Genomic DNA, 16,976 nt, shown 5'->3' on the forward strand with positions numbered 1-16,976 from the left:
ATAGTCATTGATAGTCATTGATAGTCACGACATAAAGAAAAAAGGAGAGAACGCTAGGGCGTGTCTTGGATGCTATCGCTGTCATCAACCGCTATTGCCTGCTCATATAAACGCAGATAACCATCGACCATCGCAGCGACTGAACAAAACTGCTCAGCGCGAGCACGACAGGCTGCTCGTGAAATATGCTGAATGTCAGTAAACGCTTGTATAAATGCCTTTTTATCCTTTTTGGGTACGATGATGCCCGTCTGATGCGTGATAATCTCAGCACTGGCACCGACATCGAAGCCAATCACAGGTGTACCGCAAGCGAGGCTCTCAGCGAGCGTCAGACCATAAGGCTCATCCCAAGTACTGGTAAATAGCATGGCGGTGACTTGGCTTAACTGCTTGTTGATTTGATTCTTACTTAAATGACCAACATAATTAAATAACGGTGCAGCGCTCGCTCCATCGGCTTCTAATAGCGGCGCTACATAGTCATCGAAGTATTCCTCATTACTTTTGGGACCTGCAATAATTAGGCGCTTGCCTGCCGCTTTGCAGTATTCCATCGCCAAATGCGTACCCTTTTCAGGACAAATGCGCCCGTACCAAAAATACACTTCATCAGCAATTGGGTTTGTATTGGCAGTAAATGAGTGGACATCAATGCCGTTATAGACCACATGCGAGGGCACAAATTCAGCAAATAGCTGCTGCTGATGACCACTGATCGCCGTAAACTGAGTCTGCGTACCCAGACGTAGCGTCAGTAGTGCCAGACGCAGCTGCGGAAAAATCGGCGTATGAAACGTGGTAAAAAACCGCGCGCCAAACGCCTGCCCCATCATCATCGGCACATGGTGCAAGCTATGATTGTGTACCACATCTATCATCCCTTGCTCATCACGGCTAATGATATCGCGCAGCGCCTGCTGGTAGACCAGATACTGATAAAGCTCCTCGCGGCTCATCTCTACTGACTCATGCTCATCGGCATAAACTGTTTTTTCAAACTCATCACGGGTCATAAAGGGTGCTAGTGTGGCATGGGTTTGACTGTCCGCATGAGCGTAGAGCAACACCTGATGGCCTTGCGCCACCAGCTCATCACAGATCAGCTGAGTGATCATCTCAAGACCACCTGCATAAGGCTGGGCAATGGGATATAACGAGTGCGCGATGATGGCAATACGTAGTGGTCTTCTTACTTTAGCGCTTGCCCCATCGGTTGTCTCACACGCCGCTGATGACTCAGGCAAGTCATATATTTTATCCATAACGATGTTAGGGGTTTTAGCTTTTATATGACTATTTGGGTTGGTTTTGATAGAAGTCAGCATACGTCATCCATTTATTATTTTATTATTCAGCTATATATTTTTTATTGGATCGGTGTTATTTGGGCGCTTATTTTTAGTAATATTATCTCTAGCGGTATTGTTATTTTTAGCGATATTATTTTTAATCACACCGCTTTGGTTTACAGTGTTATTGATCTCGTCATACGTATCATGCTCATCAGCATAGCGATCATCCACCTCAGGATGATACCCATAATTATCAAAAGCCACTTTTGCTGACCATGGCTTGAGGACAGTGACCACAAGCGCACTGACAAATAACAAAGGCGAATACAGCGCTGATAGCGGTGAGGTCACGGCCAAGGTAATGACATTAAGTATGAGTAGCAGTTTTGGTAAGGCACAAACATTGGCCTGCCATACGCTGCGGCGGCTACTAATCACCGCCTGTTTGGGCGTACACACAAATGGCTTGTCGCGGCCCCACAGCACAGGCCACCATGACAACGCGCCGATTTCCCAAAAGTTTAGGTGCAGTGCCCACGCTCGTAGCTTATTGATAAAGGTTGGCGTAACGTGATGAGCTACCTGCTGATTAAGCGGTGAGCGGTCTTGCACATAGGCCCACAGCCGTCGCAACAAAAACACGCCATAAGCGGCATAAACCACATATAAGGGCGTAAGCAACATCGCCATATCCAACTGTGCGCCTATTACCAGTGCCGTCAGCACGATAAGCAGCGTACAGACATGCAGCACGATAAAAATCCCCGTAAAATTAATCCAGGCACTCAGCTGCGAAAAATGCGCACGCATATACTGCAAACGCTCGCCCATCGTCTGGCTTACATTTGTATTTGCGCTGCTATCAGCGGTTAGAGATGACGGCGTAACAAAGTAACGGTTGAGCACCTGTACATTGCCATATACCCAGCGCTGCCGCTGAGCGATCAGATCACACAGCGTGGTGGGCAATATACCAGTAGCAATCACCTTGGGTATAAAACGACTGTACAAACCCATACGATGGAGCAGCACCCCCATTTGCGCATCTTCAGTAATAGATGCTCCTGACCAGCCGCCCAAACCCACCAGAGCATCTCGGCGTATCACCGCGTAAGTACCGGTAGATAACGCCCGCTGACGATTAAAAGATCGATATAAATGATGGTTAAAATAATGGTTTAATTCGCTATGGACATCCGCTTTATCTGCATCACGATAAAACTGCGGAAACTGCAATAAAGCATGCTCAGGATACTCGTGGATCGCGCTGATAATGGCATCACGAGCATGTGGCAACGCCTGATAATCACTATCGACCACCACCACATGACTGGCGCTAGGGTCCATCAGTCCTAGCGCCAAGTTGAGCGCACCAGACTTAAACCCTGCCACCGCATCGATATGATAAAAATGCACATTGAGATGCGGCTCTAAGCCATGACAAAAATCTGCTAAAGGCTTATAAAACTCACGCTTAATATGGTTGTTATCTATGATTAAAACCTCATCGTCGGCCGCTTTGATGGCTAGTAGCGATTGTATGGTCGCAATCACCATTGTGGTAGGCTCAGCACGGGTCATCAACTGAAAGCTCAAGCGTATCGGCTGCGCGCCCTCTGCATGAGTCCTCGCCTGATCGATAGTACTGACTGCATCATCTGCTAGACGCTCGATCCGCTCAAATTTACCGACAGGTTGCATGCCATTGTTTGTGTCATTTTCTATACCCTTTTGGGTGTTTTGGCGGTAGGGCTTTAGGCAATCATTGCTACGTAGATGGCTGATTACTTGCTCGTTTATATGGTTATTTATGTTTAATACAGGGTCTTTATACCAGCTGGTCTGCGCGCGTTTGGACGCTGGTAGATAAGCACCAAAGACATGCGCCGCTCGATTGTTCATAGCTTCACGGCCATTATCGTTATGATTCTGACCAACGCTGCAAGCAAACTGCTCAGCATTTGGCGTATCCTGTATTACTGGATATAAGTCCGACATACCTGAGCGGCCATCAGAATAGACCTCCTTATTGACTGTCATGATTCATCCTTTGATAAATATATCGACATTGTCAGCGGCATCGTTTGCCCGCGATATGAATGATTGATGATATAAACCCGTGCGATAAACACTGAGATAATTGATGATAGTCAAAAAGATCGGTGATAATTACTTATAAACTGTCTAAAAAAATAGATTAATGTAACTTCAAGTAAAACATGTAAAAACTTTTATAAATTAATACTTTATAATCCAAAAAACTTTAGGCGGCGTCTACTATAATCGACACACTCTAAAAATGTCATAGCGCTACTGGGATGAATTTTGCGCAGCCTCTGGGAACGCAGCACGCAAGTAAAATTTATACCAGTAGCGCGTTTAAATCCATAACAGTTTTACATTCAGCTAACTATACCTCGAGTTTACAACCAGTCTTTGCACTCATAAATATTTTATACAGACAAAAAAATACCGCACTTATATATGATAAGTGCGGTATTTGACAGTGCCTCAACAGCCAGAAGGTGTTAGTTTAAGATACCATAAGCGCACAGTGCGTCCGCCACCCGTTTAAAGCCAACGATATTGGCCCCTGCCATATAGTCGATATAGCCGTTGTCCGTTTGACCATAGTTTGCTGATGCTTCAGCTGCACCGTCATGGATGTTTTTCATAATGCGCTTTAGGCGCTCATCGATTTCTTCAAAGGTCTTGTATTGACGTACCGAGTTTTGTGACATCTCAAGACCTGAGACTGCCACGCCGCCTGCGTTTGCTGCCTTACCTGGCGCATAGTGCACACGGTGCAAACGGATATGATCGACTGCCTCTGCTGTCAGCGGCATGTTTGCGCCTTCGACGATATATCTGATGCCGTTTTCGACCATATGTTTGGCATCGTCTTCGTTGACTTCATTTTGTGTGGCTGATGGAATGGCGATATCACCTTTGATGTGCCAAGGCTTTTGCTGCGCGAACCACTCACCACCATAGACATCGACATAATCGCACAGTGGCTTACTCTGGGCTTTTTGCGCTTTTAGCCAATCGATTTTTTCTTGATTTAGGCCATTTGCATCATAGAGCGTCCCTTGTGAGTCGGAGACCGTCAGAACTGTCGCGCCTAGCATGCAGGCTTTTTCGGCGGCATGGAGCGAGACGTTGCCTGCCCCTGACACCAGTACTTTTTTGCCTTCGATACTTTCGTTTTGAGCAGCGAGCATGTTTTCTAAGAAGTACACCGCACCGTAGCCTGTCGCTTCTGTACGCATCAAGCTACCACCGAATCCCACCCCCTTACCTGTCAACACGCCACCGTATTCGCGCGTTAAGTTTTTGTACATGGCAAACATATAGCTGACCTCACGGCCGCCGACACCGATATCACCAGCTGGCACATCGATGTCTTTATTGACATAGTGGTGCAGCTCACGCATAAACGCATAGCAAAAGCGGCGAATTTCGCTGTCTGTTTTGCCTTTAGGATCAAAATCAGCGCCCCCTTTACCGCCGCCCATCGGCAGACCCGTCAAAGCGTTTTTGAATATTTGCTCAAAGCCCAAAAACTTAAGCACTGACTGGTTGACGGTTGGATGAAACCGTACGCCGCCTTTGTAAGGGCCAAGAGCGTTGCTGAACTGGACACGCCAGCCGCGGTTGACTTGTACTTCACCTTTATCGTTTTCCCAGTTGACGCGAAAGCAGATAATACGATCTGGTTCAACCAAACGCTCGAATATCTTCATTTTTTGAAATTCAGGATGGGCATCATATAAAGGCGCGATAGTCAGTGCCACTTCTTTTACGGCTTGGACAAATTCAGGTTGATGGGCGTAACGCGCTTCGACTTTTTCGATGGCCTGACTGATACTCATATAGGTTCCTTAGGATAAAAATGGTGGACGTGTTTATTTACATCGATGTCGCGTCGTATGGCAACAAACGAAGGGGATTATGGACATTGATGTAAGACTACAATCGCCCCTATACACTGCGGTATATAGAGGCTCGTGGGAGTAGAAAAGCGGGATAATGTGACGCCTGAACAAGACGCTCAGTAGCAATGACCGTTTCTATCGTATAACTATATATCATTTTTTTGGGGTATAAGTCTAGTGAATATCACCATCATAAAAAGTTATGGTCAACGTTTTTTGTATAAATCATTCGTTTGTCTGGCCGCTACGCAGGCTGCTAGGCATTGAGAACATAAAGTAAAGCGCTGGGTAAATGAAACAAAAATTGCTACAGGCCTACTGTCTGATTGCAAGCGGCTGAGCCAAATAGGGAGAATAAAACCCTATCGCCAACTTTAGTTCGTCTTAAAATTAAAAACAACGGATAAAAGGTTGATAATGACAACTAGACGGTCAAAAAATAGCAGAACCCAGCCATTTGTTTGCTGTAACATATATCAATATAAGTAGTAAGGGTTTATAATGATCGACGTTTGCTTCAGCCCTTTTTAGTGTCGCTGATAGTGATCTCATCTATTCAATAACCCGTCATAGAGAAAGTGATATGCGTACAGATTCGTTCCAGCAAATCTTGGAAGACCTAAACAGCTCATCTGCCGATGTCGAAGCATCTGCCCTAATTTCTAACGATGGTCTAATGATCGCATCAGCCCTACCGTTAGGCGTTGATGAAGACCGTGTTGGCGCTATGTCAGCCGCTTTATTGTCATTGGGTGACCGTGCAGGTCGCGAGCTGGCGCGTGGTAGTATCGATCGTATTATGATCCAAGGCGAAAAAGGCTATGTCATCATGACCTCAGCAGGCGATGAAGCGGTATTGACCATCATGGCCAAGTCAAACGCCAAGCTCGGTTTGATCTTTTTGGACATCAAACGCGCCTCAGAAGCCCTAGCAAAACTTATTTAATCGATCATTATTTGCCAGTCAATCACGACGAATACAACGATAGATAAATACAACGATAAATAAAGGAGATTACTATGGGTTCGCCAATCCCTGATGCACCAAAGCCGGATATGCCAGCTGAGCAGATGACGCTGACTTACTATGATGGCACCTCTCGGACTGTCTATGATACAGGTGTAGAGCGTCCCTACCCAGATGGTAAGCTCATTGTCTCGCGTACCGATTTAGACGGCATTATCACTCACGTCAACGACGCCTTTGTCGAGATTAGTGGCTACCACGTCGATGAGCTCATCGGTAAACCGCATTATATTTTGCGTCATCCTGATATGCCAAAAGCCGCTTACAAAGACCTGTGGGATACTGCTGAGTCTGGACAAAAATGGCATGGCTATGTCAAAAATTTATGCAAAGACGGCAGTCACTACTGGGTATATGCCACGGTCGTGCCCAATATTCGCCGCGGCGAAACTGTAGGATACACTTCAGTACGCCGTAAGCCATCACGCAGCAAAATCGAAGCGGCAATGGCTCAGTACGCCCAAATGAAACAAGATGAGGAAGGCTAAATCATGACGACACACAATATGTTAATCGCCCCTGATTTTTCGCCTGAGCGTTTTGCAGGTTGGCATATGTTTAACACCTTGATTCAAAAGCGTGCCAACTTAAACATGCACCTAAATACGCCAGCCTCACACGCAGAGCAACAACAAATCATCACGGCTGGGGACATTCAGGTTATCTATGCCAATCCTTTTGATGCGGTAACTTTGATCCGTGAACAAGGCTACAAAGCGGTCGCACGTCCTATCGGCAAATCTGACGAAATGGTCATCGCCGCTGGTGCCAACAGCGACATCAACGCCTTAGAAGATATCAAAGCTGGTGCCACCATCGCGATGGCAAACAACCGCGATGTCAAGCTGATCGGTTTGCGCCTGCTTGAGGCTGTCGATATAGAAGAGTCTGATCTGAGCTGGGATGTCACCGAAACATATCAAGCTGCCGCGCGTAAAGTCATCAAAGGCGATGCGCAGGCAGCGTTCTTTTTGGCAGAGGTATTTCACGGTTTTTCTCGTCTGACCAAAGCTCAGCTATCGGTACTGATCGAAAGTGATTTGGCTGATATCAGTCATGTGCTGCTGATCAAAGACGATTTTCCAGATACCGATATCTTTATGAATGCCATACTCAACCTGCACAACGATCCAGACGGTCAAGAAGCATTGGCCGAGCTGGGTATGCCGCAAGGATTTGAGGTCATGGATGAAGAAGACGCCGAGTTTATGATTGATTTGATGGAAACCTTGCTTGATTAGTCGTTACTTGCTATCTTGCTTTGGCTGATTTTATTTTTCATGGTCGATGACAGTCGTCATCGCCGTGATTATTGGGTCATGTCCATACAACGCAACACCATAGGCGCAGCCGCTATCAAGGCAAGAATAACCGCAACAAAGATGTGATCTAAAGGATCCTGTTATGTCTGATGTAGATCTGATCAAAGAAGCCGAGACCGAGGCGCGCCGTGCGTTTCGCTTTTACTCACGCAAAGTATTTTTGGCACCTGCCAATCGTCACTTTCATGAACAGCGTATCAACGCTGCCCTACTGCTGAGCGAAAAAGAGCCGCTACAGGGCGCGGTGGCAGATTTTTTTTATGGCTGCTGGTACGATATTCCTTACGATGTCAATAACCTATTTACCCGTATTAAAGACCGTCTGTACCCTCATGTTGCACAAGGCTTTCGCGACTGCATTGACAAAAAACGCTACATCCAGCGCAACAGTATGCTGGCGACGCGTTGGAGTGTATTGATATCGCCGTCGCTCAATGAGCAAAAACAGCGACTGCGCATCAGTAGCGACGATGCCAAAGAAATCTCCAAAGACATCACCGCCGAGCTGATGCAAGCACGTGCCGAGGAGGACTGGGGCACGATTGAACAAATCGAAAACGAGTTTTTTGCCCACTGTATCGCTCGCAATGACCGTCTGGCTTTTTCTTTGGTTTGGTTTCGCTTAGGCAAAAGCGACTGGCACTTTGATGAGCGCTGGAACAACTGCCAACAACGTCTTGACCAAACCAAAACCATCAAAACTTAACTTATCGCCTGTTTTATAACTTCATCACAATGGTAGCCGCTATGTCCTCTTACTTAAATGCTGATAAAACCTATCTTACCCTAACCCCAGCCGGTATTTTTGAGGCATTTTCCCAAAGCGAACCTACAGAGGAGCAGCTATCGTTACAAGACCTACTCTCTTATGAGCAAACCCTACTCGCCGCTGATTGGCTAGAGCGCTACTCTGAGACGTGGTTACAGCGCTTTATAGAGGCCGGCTGGATCGAAAAGTTGTCCCTGTTTTTGCCCGCGCCCAACTTACCATTGGATCAGTTTTTGCCTTATGTCGTCGCAAGCCTATCTGGTAAGCGCCGTGCCGCTATCGGCTCTGATGAGGGCTTTTGTCTGGCGCGCATCGGCTATAACCAAGAAGAAGCGGATATGCTGAGTGTGGCGGCGGCTGACTTTTCAGGCTTCATGCTGCGCCAAAAACAACGCGGCTGGGCAGTAGAAAGCCAAGCAATTTCGTTTTTTCAGCAGGTTGACTTGTTGATTCCTGAGACCAGTTTTGTGTTTTTGTGGATTGATGGCTCAGGATATGTGCTGATCATCGATGGCGAGCCGCTCACCAATAGCCGCGCTTTTGTAGAGCTGGTTTGGGCACTCAAAACCTCTGGACTCCGATTTTTAAATTAAGCACCTATGGCGTACTTGCTCATAACTCCTGACGGTCATTACTTTTATAAACATCAACATAGAAATAGACATGACTGACGTATCATATTCTCATTAAAAGGCACGCACCCCACTTCTATGTTTGCGTTTATAGCAGACAACTTGGTGCGGTGCGCGCTCTTTTTATCCACAACGCCCTCCTTTATCTTTATACCATACCGCTATGCTTTTATATAAGCAATGAGATAGCTGACAGCGGCACACTTCGCAACGATACTACCCTCATACGTAACAGTAGCTAGCACCGTATTGCGTCATACTGACCTTTGACGTATGCCAACCTTTACTTGTCTGTTTTTGCGGCTGGTAAGCGTATCTTAGAAGTCGGCTACGGCATGGCGTTGTCTAGCCTGCTACTCAACCACAGACGTGCTGATATTACTGCAACTGACTATCATCCGACGGTTGAGTATTTCCTTGACCGTAATACCACTTTAAACAATAACAAAACGCCTGACGTGATGGCCGCATCTTGCCACTGCTGGCGCGTGATCCAGTGAGCCATTAGGGGTTTGTAAATCCGCTGTGACATTGCTTGGTCAAAAAAAACAAACCAAAGTTTATTTAATAATATGATTGCAATCGCAATATCATTCTTCTAGCATGAATTGATAGATAGCAATTGCGCATAAACCTCAAATAACTTTGAACAATATCAATTATATAAATAATATCAGGCAGATAGATATGAAAAATACCAACACTCCCCTACGTATCGACATCGTCTCAGACGTGGTGTGCCCTTGGTGCGTCGTTGGCTACCGCCAACTGGCCGCAGCGCTTGAGCAAAGCAATACAGACTATGAGATACATTGGCATCCTTTTGAATTAAACCCAAAAATGCCAAAAGAAGGACAAAATATGCGTGAGCACATCATGGAAAAGTATGGCTCAAGTAAGGCAGAATCGGATGCCAGCCGTGCCAGAATAACAGAGGCGGGAAATGAGGTCGGCTTTCAGTTTCACTTCAACGACGACACATGGATGCACAATACCTTTAATGCGCACCAGCTCTTGCACTGGGCCGAAAAACAAGGCCACAGACATGAGTTAAATCAAGCGCTTTTTGCAGCGCACTTCACGGACAACCGCGATATATCGGATAACACGGTACTGGCCGATATCGCAGCAGAGGTCGGCTTAGATCGAAGCGAGGCACTGGCGGTCTTAGCAGACCAGCGGTTTGCTCGAGAGATACGCGCAGAAGAGCAGCACTGGCAGCAGCAAGGCATTCAAAGTGTGCCAGCGATGATTTTTAATGAGCGTCATTTGGTAAGCGGCGCGCAAGGGGTAGACAATTACCTCAATATCTTAGGGCAATTGGCTAATATGCCCGACTAAACCCTAAGCGTTGTCGATGAAAGGATATCTTATGCACGCTCACCCAACACCCGCGGTTATCGTCTTTGATGTCAACGAGACACTACTCGACATAACCACTTTAGCGCCGTTATTTGCACGCCTATTCGGTGACGAAAACATGCTCAGAGAGTGGTTTGCCCAGCTGGTGCTATAAGCGTTTCTCAAACGTCCTTATAATGCCTTGTTATCCGCCCCCAATGTGCCAACACCGGACTTTATGGCCACAGACTTGACTACGCTTGCAGAGCAAATCATTCATCGCGCGCAAGGCTAATCGCTATGGTTTGTCTTGAGCATAAAAAAATACCGCCCCATAATAGGCGCGGTATTTTCAGCTTATCGTTTGCTGCTTAACTTAATGTTTACTCAGAAAAGTGCACCACCGAACGAATACTCTCACCTTTATGCATCAAATCAAAGGCCTCGTTGATGTCTTCTAACGGCATGGTGTGAGTGATGAAGTCTTGTAGCGGAATTTCACCTGCTAGGTAGCGCTCGACGTAGCCGGGCAATTCACTGCGGCCTTTGACCCCGCCAAATGCTGAACCTTTCCAAACACGGCCTGTCACTAGCTGGAATGGACGGGTTGAGATTTCTTGGCCTGCGCCTGCGACCCCGATGATAACCGACTCGCCCCAGCCTTTGTGGCAGCACTCTAGTGCTGAGCGCATGACATCGACATTACCGATACATTCAAACGAATAATCCACGCCGCCGTCGGTCAATTCGACGATGACATCCTGAATGGGCTTATCATAATTTTTTGGGTTGATGCAATCTGTCGCGCCAAGCTTTTTGGCCAATTCAAACTTGCTCTCGTTGATATCGATAGCGATGATACGGCTGGCTTTGGCCATTTGCGCGCCGATGATAGCAGACAGTCCGATGCCGCCCAGCCCAAAGATAGCAACCGTTGCGCCCTCCTCGACTTTGGCAGTATTCATCACAGCGCCCATGCCCGTGGTCACGCCGCAGCCCAGCAAGCAGACTTCTTCTAATGGCGCTTCTTTATTGACTTTGGCCAATGAAATCTCTGGCAACACCGTGTATTCAGAAAAAGTCGAGCAGCCCATATAATGGTAAATCGGCTTACCATCTTTGTAAAAACGCGTGGTACCATCTGGCATCAGGCCTTTACCTTGGGTTTCGCGTACTGCCGAGCATAGGTTGGTTTTACCTGAACGACACATTTTACAGACGCCGCACTCTGCGGTGTACAACGGAATGACATGGTCGCCGACTTGCACGCTGGTCACGCCTTCACCGACTTGCTCGACGATACCGCCACCTTCGTGACCCAAAATCGCAGGAAACACGCCTTCTGGGTCTTCACCAGATAAGGTGAACGCATCGGTATGGCAAACGCCGCTGGCGACAATCTTTACCAGCACTTCACCTTTTTTGGGCAGCATTACATCGACTTCTTCGATAGATAGCGGCTCATTTGGCCCCCACGCGATAGCGGCTTTGGACTTAATAAAATTATCTGACATAGTATTCTCTCTTGTAATCATAAATAAGTGATGGCGTTAATCACGCTCAGACCAATTTAGCTTATAGCGCTTACACTGTAGAGGCAAGCGCTAGTTTGAGTCGTCTATAGGCGTTGGTTTTATATTGTGCATTATAGTTGTTTCTGCTGTGATAACAATGTGTTATATTTGCAAATATCTTTTTCACAGTGGTAATAATCATGCGCTGGGATGGTATTAGTGAGTTTGTCTATGTGGCTGAATACGAGAGCTTTACCCGAGCAGCAAAGGAGCTGGGCATCTCCACCGCGCAGGTCAGTCGGCAGATCAGTGCGTTAGAAAAACGCCTGAATATTAAATTGCTCTATCGTACGACGCGGAAGGTGGCGCTCACAGAAGAAGGGCGGGTGTTTTATCAGCATTGCCGCGGCGTGCTCGATGGCTTGGATGCCGCCGAGCAAGCGGTGAGTAACTTACAATCTAAGCCGCAAGGCAGAATCAAACTCACCGCCCCTGTCACCTATGGCGAGCAGCAACTCTTGCCCCTAATCAATGACTTTATGGTGCAATACCGCGATATCGAAGTGACGGCCTTTTTGAGCAATCAAAAAATAGATCTAATAGAGGGCGGCTATGATCTAGCGGTGCGTATTGGCAAATTAAGCGACTCAACCATGATGGCAAAAAAACTCAGTCGCCGTACCAACTTTGTCTGCGCTGCACCTGCTTACCTCAAAAGATATGGTACACCACACATGCTGTCTGATCTGCGCAAACATAACTGCCTACTTGGTACACGTGATTATTGGCACTTTATCGAAAATAATAAACAGGCTAACAAGACAGTGGATCAGCAAGCGCACAAACCAACGGATACAGAAAAAAACCTACGCGTCTCAGGCAGCGTGCAATATAACAGCGGCCATAGCTTGGTGGATGCAGCATTAAAGGGTCTAGGTATTGTGCAGCTGCCTGATTATTATGTGCAGCAATATCTGGCCTCAGGGGCATTGATCAGCGTACTGGATAACTATAGAGAGCCTGAAGAAAGCATTTGGGCGATTTATCCGCACAATCGTCATTTATCGCCAAAGATTCGCTTGCTGGTGGATTATCTGGCAGCGCGTCTGGCATAGTTGGCGCTCTTACATCATCGCTGATAAGATCTAGTTGTCACGCGCGCCTTTACTATGCATGGTTTATTACGCACAATGCTATAAAGCATCGCGCTTTGATATACAAAGAGTACTTATATAGTGATTTCAGTATAAAAAGGTAGGCTGCGAACGCATGACCCACCTTTTTTCTGCTTTGAAAGAATGCGCTTATTCGCAGTCCTCAGCGCGTGCGATTTGCTCATGTAATTCTATTTTTAGCTTCTTTGCACATTCAATAATCTTTTTTCGATTGGCAGGTATAGCGCCATATTCAATCGCCGTTTTGCGCATTTGTACTGTCACATCATAGTGCGGATAGCTGGCGTCTCGGTGAAACAACCGCGTATCTATCTCAATCAAGGCGGCAAACTCATGGAGCTCTTGCAGGCTATCTGCCAGCATGTGGCACCATTTATAGCCTCTAGATTCTATCTGCATAAAATCGACATATATCGCCATAGAGTCGCCTCCTTTATTATCAATAGCTATTTTATCATGTGCTAAACAACACTTTCACAAAACAGCCATTAGAACAATTCACGTGCATCTTTCTTAAGCTGCTTTAGGATAGTTTGGTACTCGCTATCATTGGTTTCAAGGCTGCTTAGACGTCCATAACGCAGCTGCCGATAGTTCTGCCTCATTTGCAAGATTTTTGCTTGTACAATCTCTGAATGCCCGCTATCTGTTAGCTTACTCACTTTACTGCTCTTATTACTACTTTTAGCATTGGTATCGGCAGTGGTATAGACAGTGGTATCAGCGTCGATATCAGTATTTGAATCATTTGCTCGGTCATCAACCGCTATTGCCAAGCGCTCAAGCCAAGCCAGCTGCCCTTCACTCTCTTGACGAGCCAACTCTTTATCACTTTTACCAATACGTTTTGATAACTGTGCAAGTGGTAGGTCTGCTGGATGCCAACGCTTACGGCGACGTTGCCAAATGATTAAGATGACTATAGCCATCACCATGATAGCACTGACCGTCAGCCATATAATCTGCTGCATGATTGAGCGGATATTAAACCATTTGAGTAGCGAGTCGGCTTGCTTGTCCTGATCGTAACCAACGACATCTTTTTGCCAATAATAGCTGGCTTGATCGGAGAGGCGGCGTAAGGTTTGTAGCAGCTGATACTGCTGATAGCTGATTTGTGCCCCAGCACCGTCGCCAAACATCGCCGCGCCTTGCGACTGCGTCAGTGCCTCCATACCCTGCTCGACACGCTCAGGCGCGACAAAGGCCGTCGGATCGACACGTAGCCAGCCTTGACCGTCAAGCCAAACCTCCGTCCAAGCGTGCGCATCCTTTTGCCGCACTTCCCAGACATTGCCGCCACGGCTGGGCTCGCCGCCTTGATAGCCTGCCACGACGCGTGCTGGAATGCCAGCGGCGCGCATCATAAAGGTGAAGCTGGAAGCATAATGCTCACAAAACCCCGCTTTGGTCTCAAATAAAAACTCATCGATACGGTTATTATTCAGTTGTGGCGGAGACAGTGTATAACGAAAGTCCGTTTGGTTAATCCAGCGCTCCAGCGCCTGCATATAGCGCACAGGGTCTGAATCTGACTGAGCGAATAACTGCTGCGCCAAAGTTCGCGCTTGCAGGTTGCCGTCAGCTGGCAGTGTAAGATTGAGACGGCGCGACTCATCAGAGAGAACAGGGTCGATACGCATCGGTGCAAACTGCAATACCTCGTAGCGCAGCTGCTGAGTCACCGGCTGATCTTTTAATAAAGTAAAGTCTGAGGTGATTTTGACGTCTTGGCGCTGCGTAAACGGATAATCAAGCCCAAACAGCCAGCTTTGCTGCGTTGGCTCTAGGATAATCTCATAGTTGGTCGGCGCAACTTTCGCTTCATCAGGGATAGTTGCAAAGGCATTCTCAATCCAAGCAGGCGTTTGCGGTGCAGGCCGCCACTCTTGTTGCTGAGGGCTAGGACGCCACGTGACCCCATCAAACTCACTAAAGACCAAGCCGCGCCAATAGAGCTGCTGCTGCGGGGGACGGTTATCTACAAACTCTACCCGAAATGCAAGCTCGGTCGATTGTCCTAAATTGGCAAAATCACCGGGTGACATACTATCAGAGACACCCGTGGTCGCCTGCTGACCTGAGAGCTGCACTGACCATAGCGGAGGCAGGCGCGGGAAAAACAAAAACAGCACGACCAATAACGGCAATGCGCCAATACCCAGTACACCTAAAGTACGCAAGCGACCATCACCACGAGCATTGCCGTCGTCATTTAGCGCAATAAAGGCCAGCAGCACCGTAACCGCCCCCACGATTACCTCAAACGTCGTGACCAAGCCCTGATCCATCAAAAATAGCGCGGCGAGGACAAATAGCGATAAATTTAATACCACATAGGCATCACGGCGCTTATAGAGCTCCCACAGCTTGCTAATCAAGCATAGCACCAAAAACGCCACACCCATATCGAGGCCGAAAGCGGTGTGATAAGTCAGCCATAGCCCTGCCAGCCCTAACAAAAACCCGAGCATCTGCATGCCCTGATAGACGCGTTTTAGATGTGCTATTTTTCTAAATCGCGCTTTCACACGCGGCAGCTGAGCAATAATACTGACCACCGCAAACCCCATTAGCCATAATGGCAGATGGGCTGCATGCGGTAAGATAATGACCACTTGGGCGATCAACACCCAATAATAGGCAGGCAAAGCAAAAAGTTTGGCATATCCGCTTGGCTTTTCGCCGTGTACTATCTGTGCACTGCGATGATGACCCAAGGCCAGCTGCTTAAAGCTGGCAGTTTTTATAGCGTCTGCTTTATCAAAGCGACTCGATGACGCTATCGTTTTTTTTAATAAAGGCTGTGTAGAATGATTCATGGCGCTTTTGCCAACCTTAGCAAGCACGCTTGTACAAAGCTGTCACCTGCCCCCATCGCCGCGCCGGCAGATTTATCTTGCGGTAGTTGCATCGTAAAGGGTACGCCCAGCTCACCCAAGGTCTGTACGCCATAAGCCAGCTGTGCCAGTTTTTGTTCATGATGCGCGGCTGGCATATCGGCATAATCCAACGTTTGCTCATGACCGACCGGATCGGCAAAATGCTTGGTAAACATGCCTTGACCGCGTGCCACATGCCCCCACGACACACGGGCCAGCGACTCACCTTCAATATAGTTGTCGAGCCGCTCAAAATCATCTTGACCTTGCTGATATTGCCCACCTGTTGGCAGATCTTTTTCATTGGCTAGCGCATACTGTGCTTGCCAATCAAAAGCCTCAGGTTTGGGGTACACCCAAGCGCGACGGGCAAAATACACATAAGACCATGCGCGCATAATGCCGAGCGGGTAGACGGTTTTGATGGTGAGTCTGGGGAGCACCAGCTGGCCGCGGCTATGCGTTTGTACTGGCAGGCGAATCGTTTGTTCGCCTTGTAGCCGTGTCACCAGTAGGGAGGTTTGAGGCTCAGCGCCAGCGTTTGCTCGGGCGTCGGTTTTTTTATCGGTCTTTTTAGTCTTTTTGCGTGGCCCTTTGCTCTCTACCTGCTCAAAGCCAAATAATAGCTGCCGTCTTGGTTGGCGGCTCTCACTAATCAGCTTTAAGGTCACCCAAACAGGCGCACCTGCCTCTGCCATAGTAACATCTATCAATTGCACCTTGAGACCTGAGATATGGGCAAAGGTCACATGAAAGCTGATAAGCCAGACGCTAACCAAATAAAAGCACAAACCCAGCACCAAGTTGTTGCCATAATTGATGCCAGCGATAAAAGTAATGATTAACAAAACAGCAAACAGCAGGCCTTCACGACTAAAAAAAATATAGACATTACGCAGCGTGAGGGTGGCGCTATCGCTTTTGGGTGCACGCGCGGCAAACCAGCGGCGTAATGCAGAGTCCGCTGGTACAGTAAAGGCATTTGGCAACAGACTCATAACGACCCTATCCTCAAAATTAATCGTCTTATCGCTAATAAACGAGCAGCTTTAGAAGTGAGTCTATTATGAGTAAACAGACG

The 16,976-nt window shown here is 47.4% G+C and carries 16 protein-coding genes; 9 read left to right on the top strand and 7 right to left on the bottom strand.

The window, feature by feature from the left end:
- Window positions 1-53: 53 nt before the first annotated feature.
- From JMX98_RS00440 to gdhA, 3 genes are all read right to left on the bottom strand, one after another.
- On the bottom strand, window positions 54-1,328 hold the full coding sequence (locus JMX98_RS00440; protein WP_201583567.1) for a glycosyltransferase: 1,275 nt from the start codon (window positions 1,326-1,328) through the stop codon (window positions 54-56).
- Window positions 1,329-1,358: 30 nt separating this feature from the next.
- Window positions 1,359-3,335, bottom strand: a complete 1,977-nt coding sequence (locus JMX98_RS00445) for a glycosyltransferase family 2 protein (protein ID WP_201583577.1) — start codon at window positions 3,333-3,335, stop codon at window positions 1,359-1,361.
- Between the two features lie 488 nt (window positions 3,336-3,823).
- Entirely contained in the window at window positions 3,824-5,170 is a 1,347-nt protein-coding gene (gdhA, locus tag JMX98_RS00450; RefSeq protein ID WP_198335420.1) for an NADP-specific glutamate dehydrogenase, read from the bottom strand.
- 646 nt (window positions 5,171-5,816) lie between these two features.
- Between gdhA and JMX98_RS00455 the strand changes: the two genes are divergently transcribed.
- The 8 genes from JMX98_RS00455 to JMX98_RS14035 all read left to right on the top strand — a co-directional run bounded on the left by JMX98_RS00455 (window position 5,817) and on the right by JMX98_RS14035 (window position 10,499).
- Complete coding sequence (locus JMX98_RS00455; RefSeq protein WP_192995985.1) at window positions 5,817-6,179, top strand: roadblock/LC7 domain-containing protein; 363 nt, start codon at window positions 5,817-5,819, stop codon at window positions 6,177-6,179.
- Between the two features lie 74 nt (window positions 6,180-6,253).
- Entirely contained in the window at window positions 6,254-6,748 is a 495-nt protein-coding gene (locus JMX98_RS00460; RefSeq protein WP_201583579.1) for a PAS domain-containing protein, read from the top strand.
- A 3-nt stretch (window positions 6,749-6,751) separates the two neighbouring features.
- Window positions 6,752-7,501 (top strand): PhnD/SsuA/transferrin family substrate-binding protein, encoded by a 750-nt coding sequence (locus tag JMX98_RS00465; protein ID WP_201583581.1) that lies wholly within the window; start codon window positions 6,752-6,754, stop codon window positions 7,499-7,501.
- A gap of 163 nt (window positions 7,502-7,664) precedes the next feature.
- Complete coding sequence (locus JMX98_RS00470; protein ID WP_075100532.1) at window positions 7,665-8,288, top strand: hypothetical protein; 624 nt, start codon at window positions 7,665-7,667, stop codon at window positions 8,286-8,288.
- Window positions 8,289-8,329: 41 nt separating this feature from the next.
- Window positions 8,330-8,944 (top strand): hypothetical protein, encoded by a 615-nt coding sequence (locus tag JMX98_RS00475; protein WP_105243993.1) that lies wholly within the window; start codon window positions 8,330-8,332, stop codon window positions 8,942-8,944.
- Window positions 8,945-9,270: 326 nt separating this feature from the next.
- Window positions 9,271-9,483 (top strand): hypothetical protein, encoded by a 213-nt coding sequence (locus tag JMX98_RS00480; RefSeq protein ID WP_201583583.1) that lies wholly within the window; start codon window positions 9,271-9,273, stop codon window positions 9,481-9,483.
- A 187-nt stretch (window positions 9,484-9,670) separates the two neighbouring features.
- A complete protein-coding gene (locus JMX98_RS00485) occupies window positions 9,671-10,324 on the top strand; it encodes a DsbA family oxidoreductase (protein ID WP_201583585.1) in 654 nt (217 codons plus the stop codon).
- Window positions 10,325-10,355: 31 nt separating this feature from the next.
- Window positions 10,356-10,499 carry a hypothetical protein gene (locus JMX98_RS14035; protein ID WP_265089341.1) on the top strand — a complete coding sequence of 48 codons (144 nt, stop codon included), beginning with the start codon at window positions 10,356-10,358 and terminating at the stop codon, window positions 10,497-10,499.
- Window positions 10,500-10,707: 208 nt separating this feature from the next.
- Here the strand turns inward: JMX98_RS14035 and JMX98_RS00495 are convergent, their stop codons facing one another.
- Window positions 10,708-11,838: an S-(hydroxymethyl)glutathione dehydrogenase/class III alcohol dehydrogenase gene (locus JMX98_RS00495; RefSeq protein WP_201583587.1), complete on the bottom strand. Its 1,131-nt coding sequence runs from the start codon at window positions 11,836-11,838 to the stop codon at window positions 10,708-10,710.
- A 200-nt stretch (window positions 11,839-12,038) separates the two neighbouring features.
- Between JMX98_RS00495 and JMX98_RS00500 the strand changes: the two genes are divergently transcribed.
- A complete protein-coding gene (locus JMX98_RS00500) occupies window positions 12,039-12,953 on the top strand; it encodes a LysR family transcriptional regulator (RefSeq protein ID WP_201583589.1) in 915 nt (304 codons plus the stop codon).
- 189 nt (window positions 12,954-13,142) lie between these two features.
- Here JMX98_RS00500 and JMX98_RS00505 read toward each other — a convergent pair whose 3' ends face one another.
- The 3 genes from JMX98_RS00505 to JMX98_RS00515 form a co-directional block, all read right to left on the bottom strand.
- The gene (locus tag JMX98_RS00505; protein WP_201583591.1) at window positions 13,143-13,433 is read right to left on the bottom strand and encodes a DUF4031 domain-containing protein; all 291 of its coding nucleotides are present in this window, start codon (window positions 13,431-13,433) and stop codon (window positions 13,143-13,145) included.
- Window positions 13,434-13,501: 68 nt separating this feature from the next.
- Complete coding sequence (locus tag JMX98_RS00510) at window positions 13,502-15,835, bottom strand: transglutaminaseTgpA domain-containing protein (RefSeq protein ID WP_201583593.1); 2,334 nt, start codon at window positions 15,833-15,835, stop codon at window positions 13,502-13,504.
- Complete coding sequence (locus JMX98_RS00515; protein WP_201583595.1) at window positions 15,832-16,893, bottom strand: hypothetical protein; 1,062 nt, start codon at window positions 16,891-16,893, stop codon at window positions 15,832-15,834. Before JMX98_RS00515 ends, JMX98_RS00510 begins: the two co-directional genes overlap by 4 nt.
- Between the last annotated feature and the right edge of the window lie 83 nt (window positions 16,894-16,976).

The sequence above is a fragment of the Psychrobacter sp. HII-4 genome, assembly GCF_904846595.1.
Classification (GTDB): domain Bacteria; phylum Pseudomonadota; class Gammaproteobacteria; order Pseudomonadales; family Moraxellaceae; genus Psychrobacter; species Psychrobacter celer.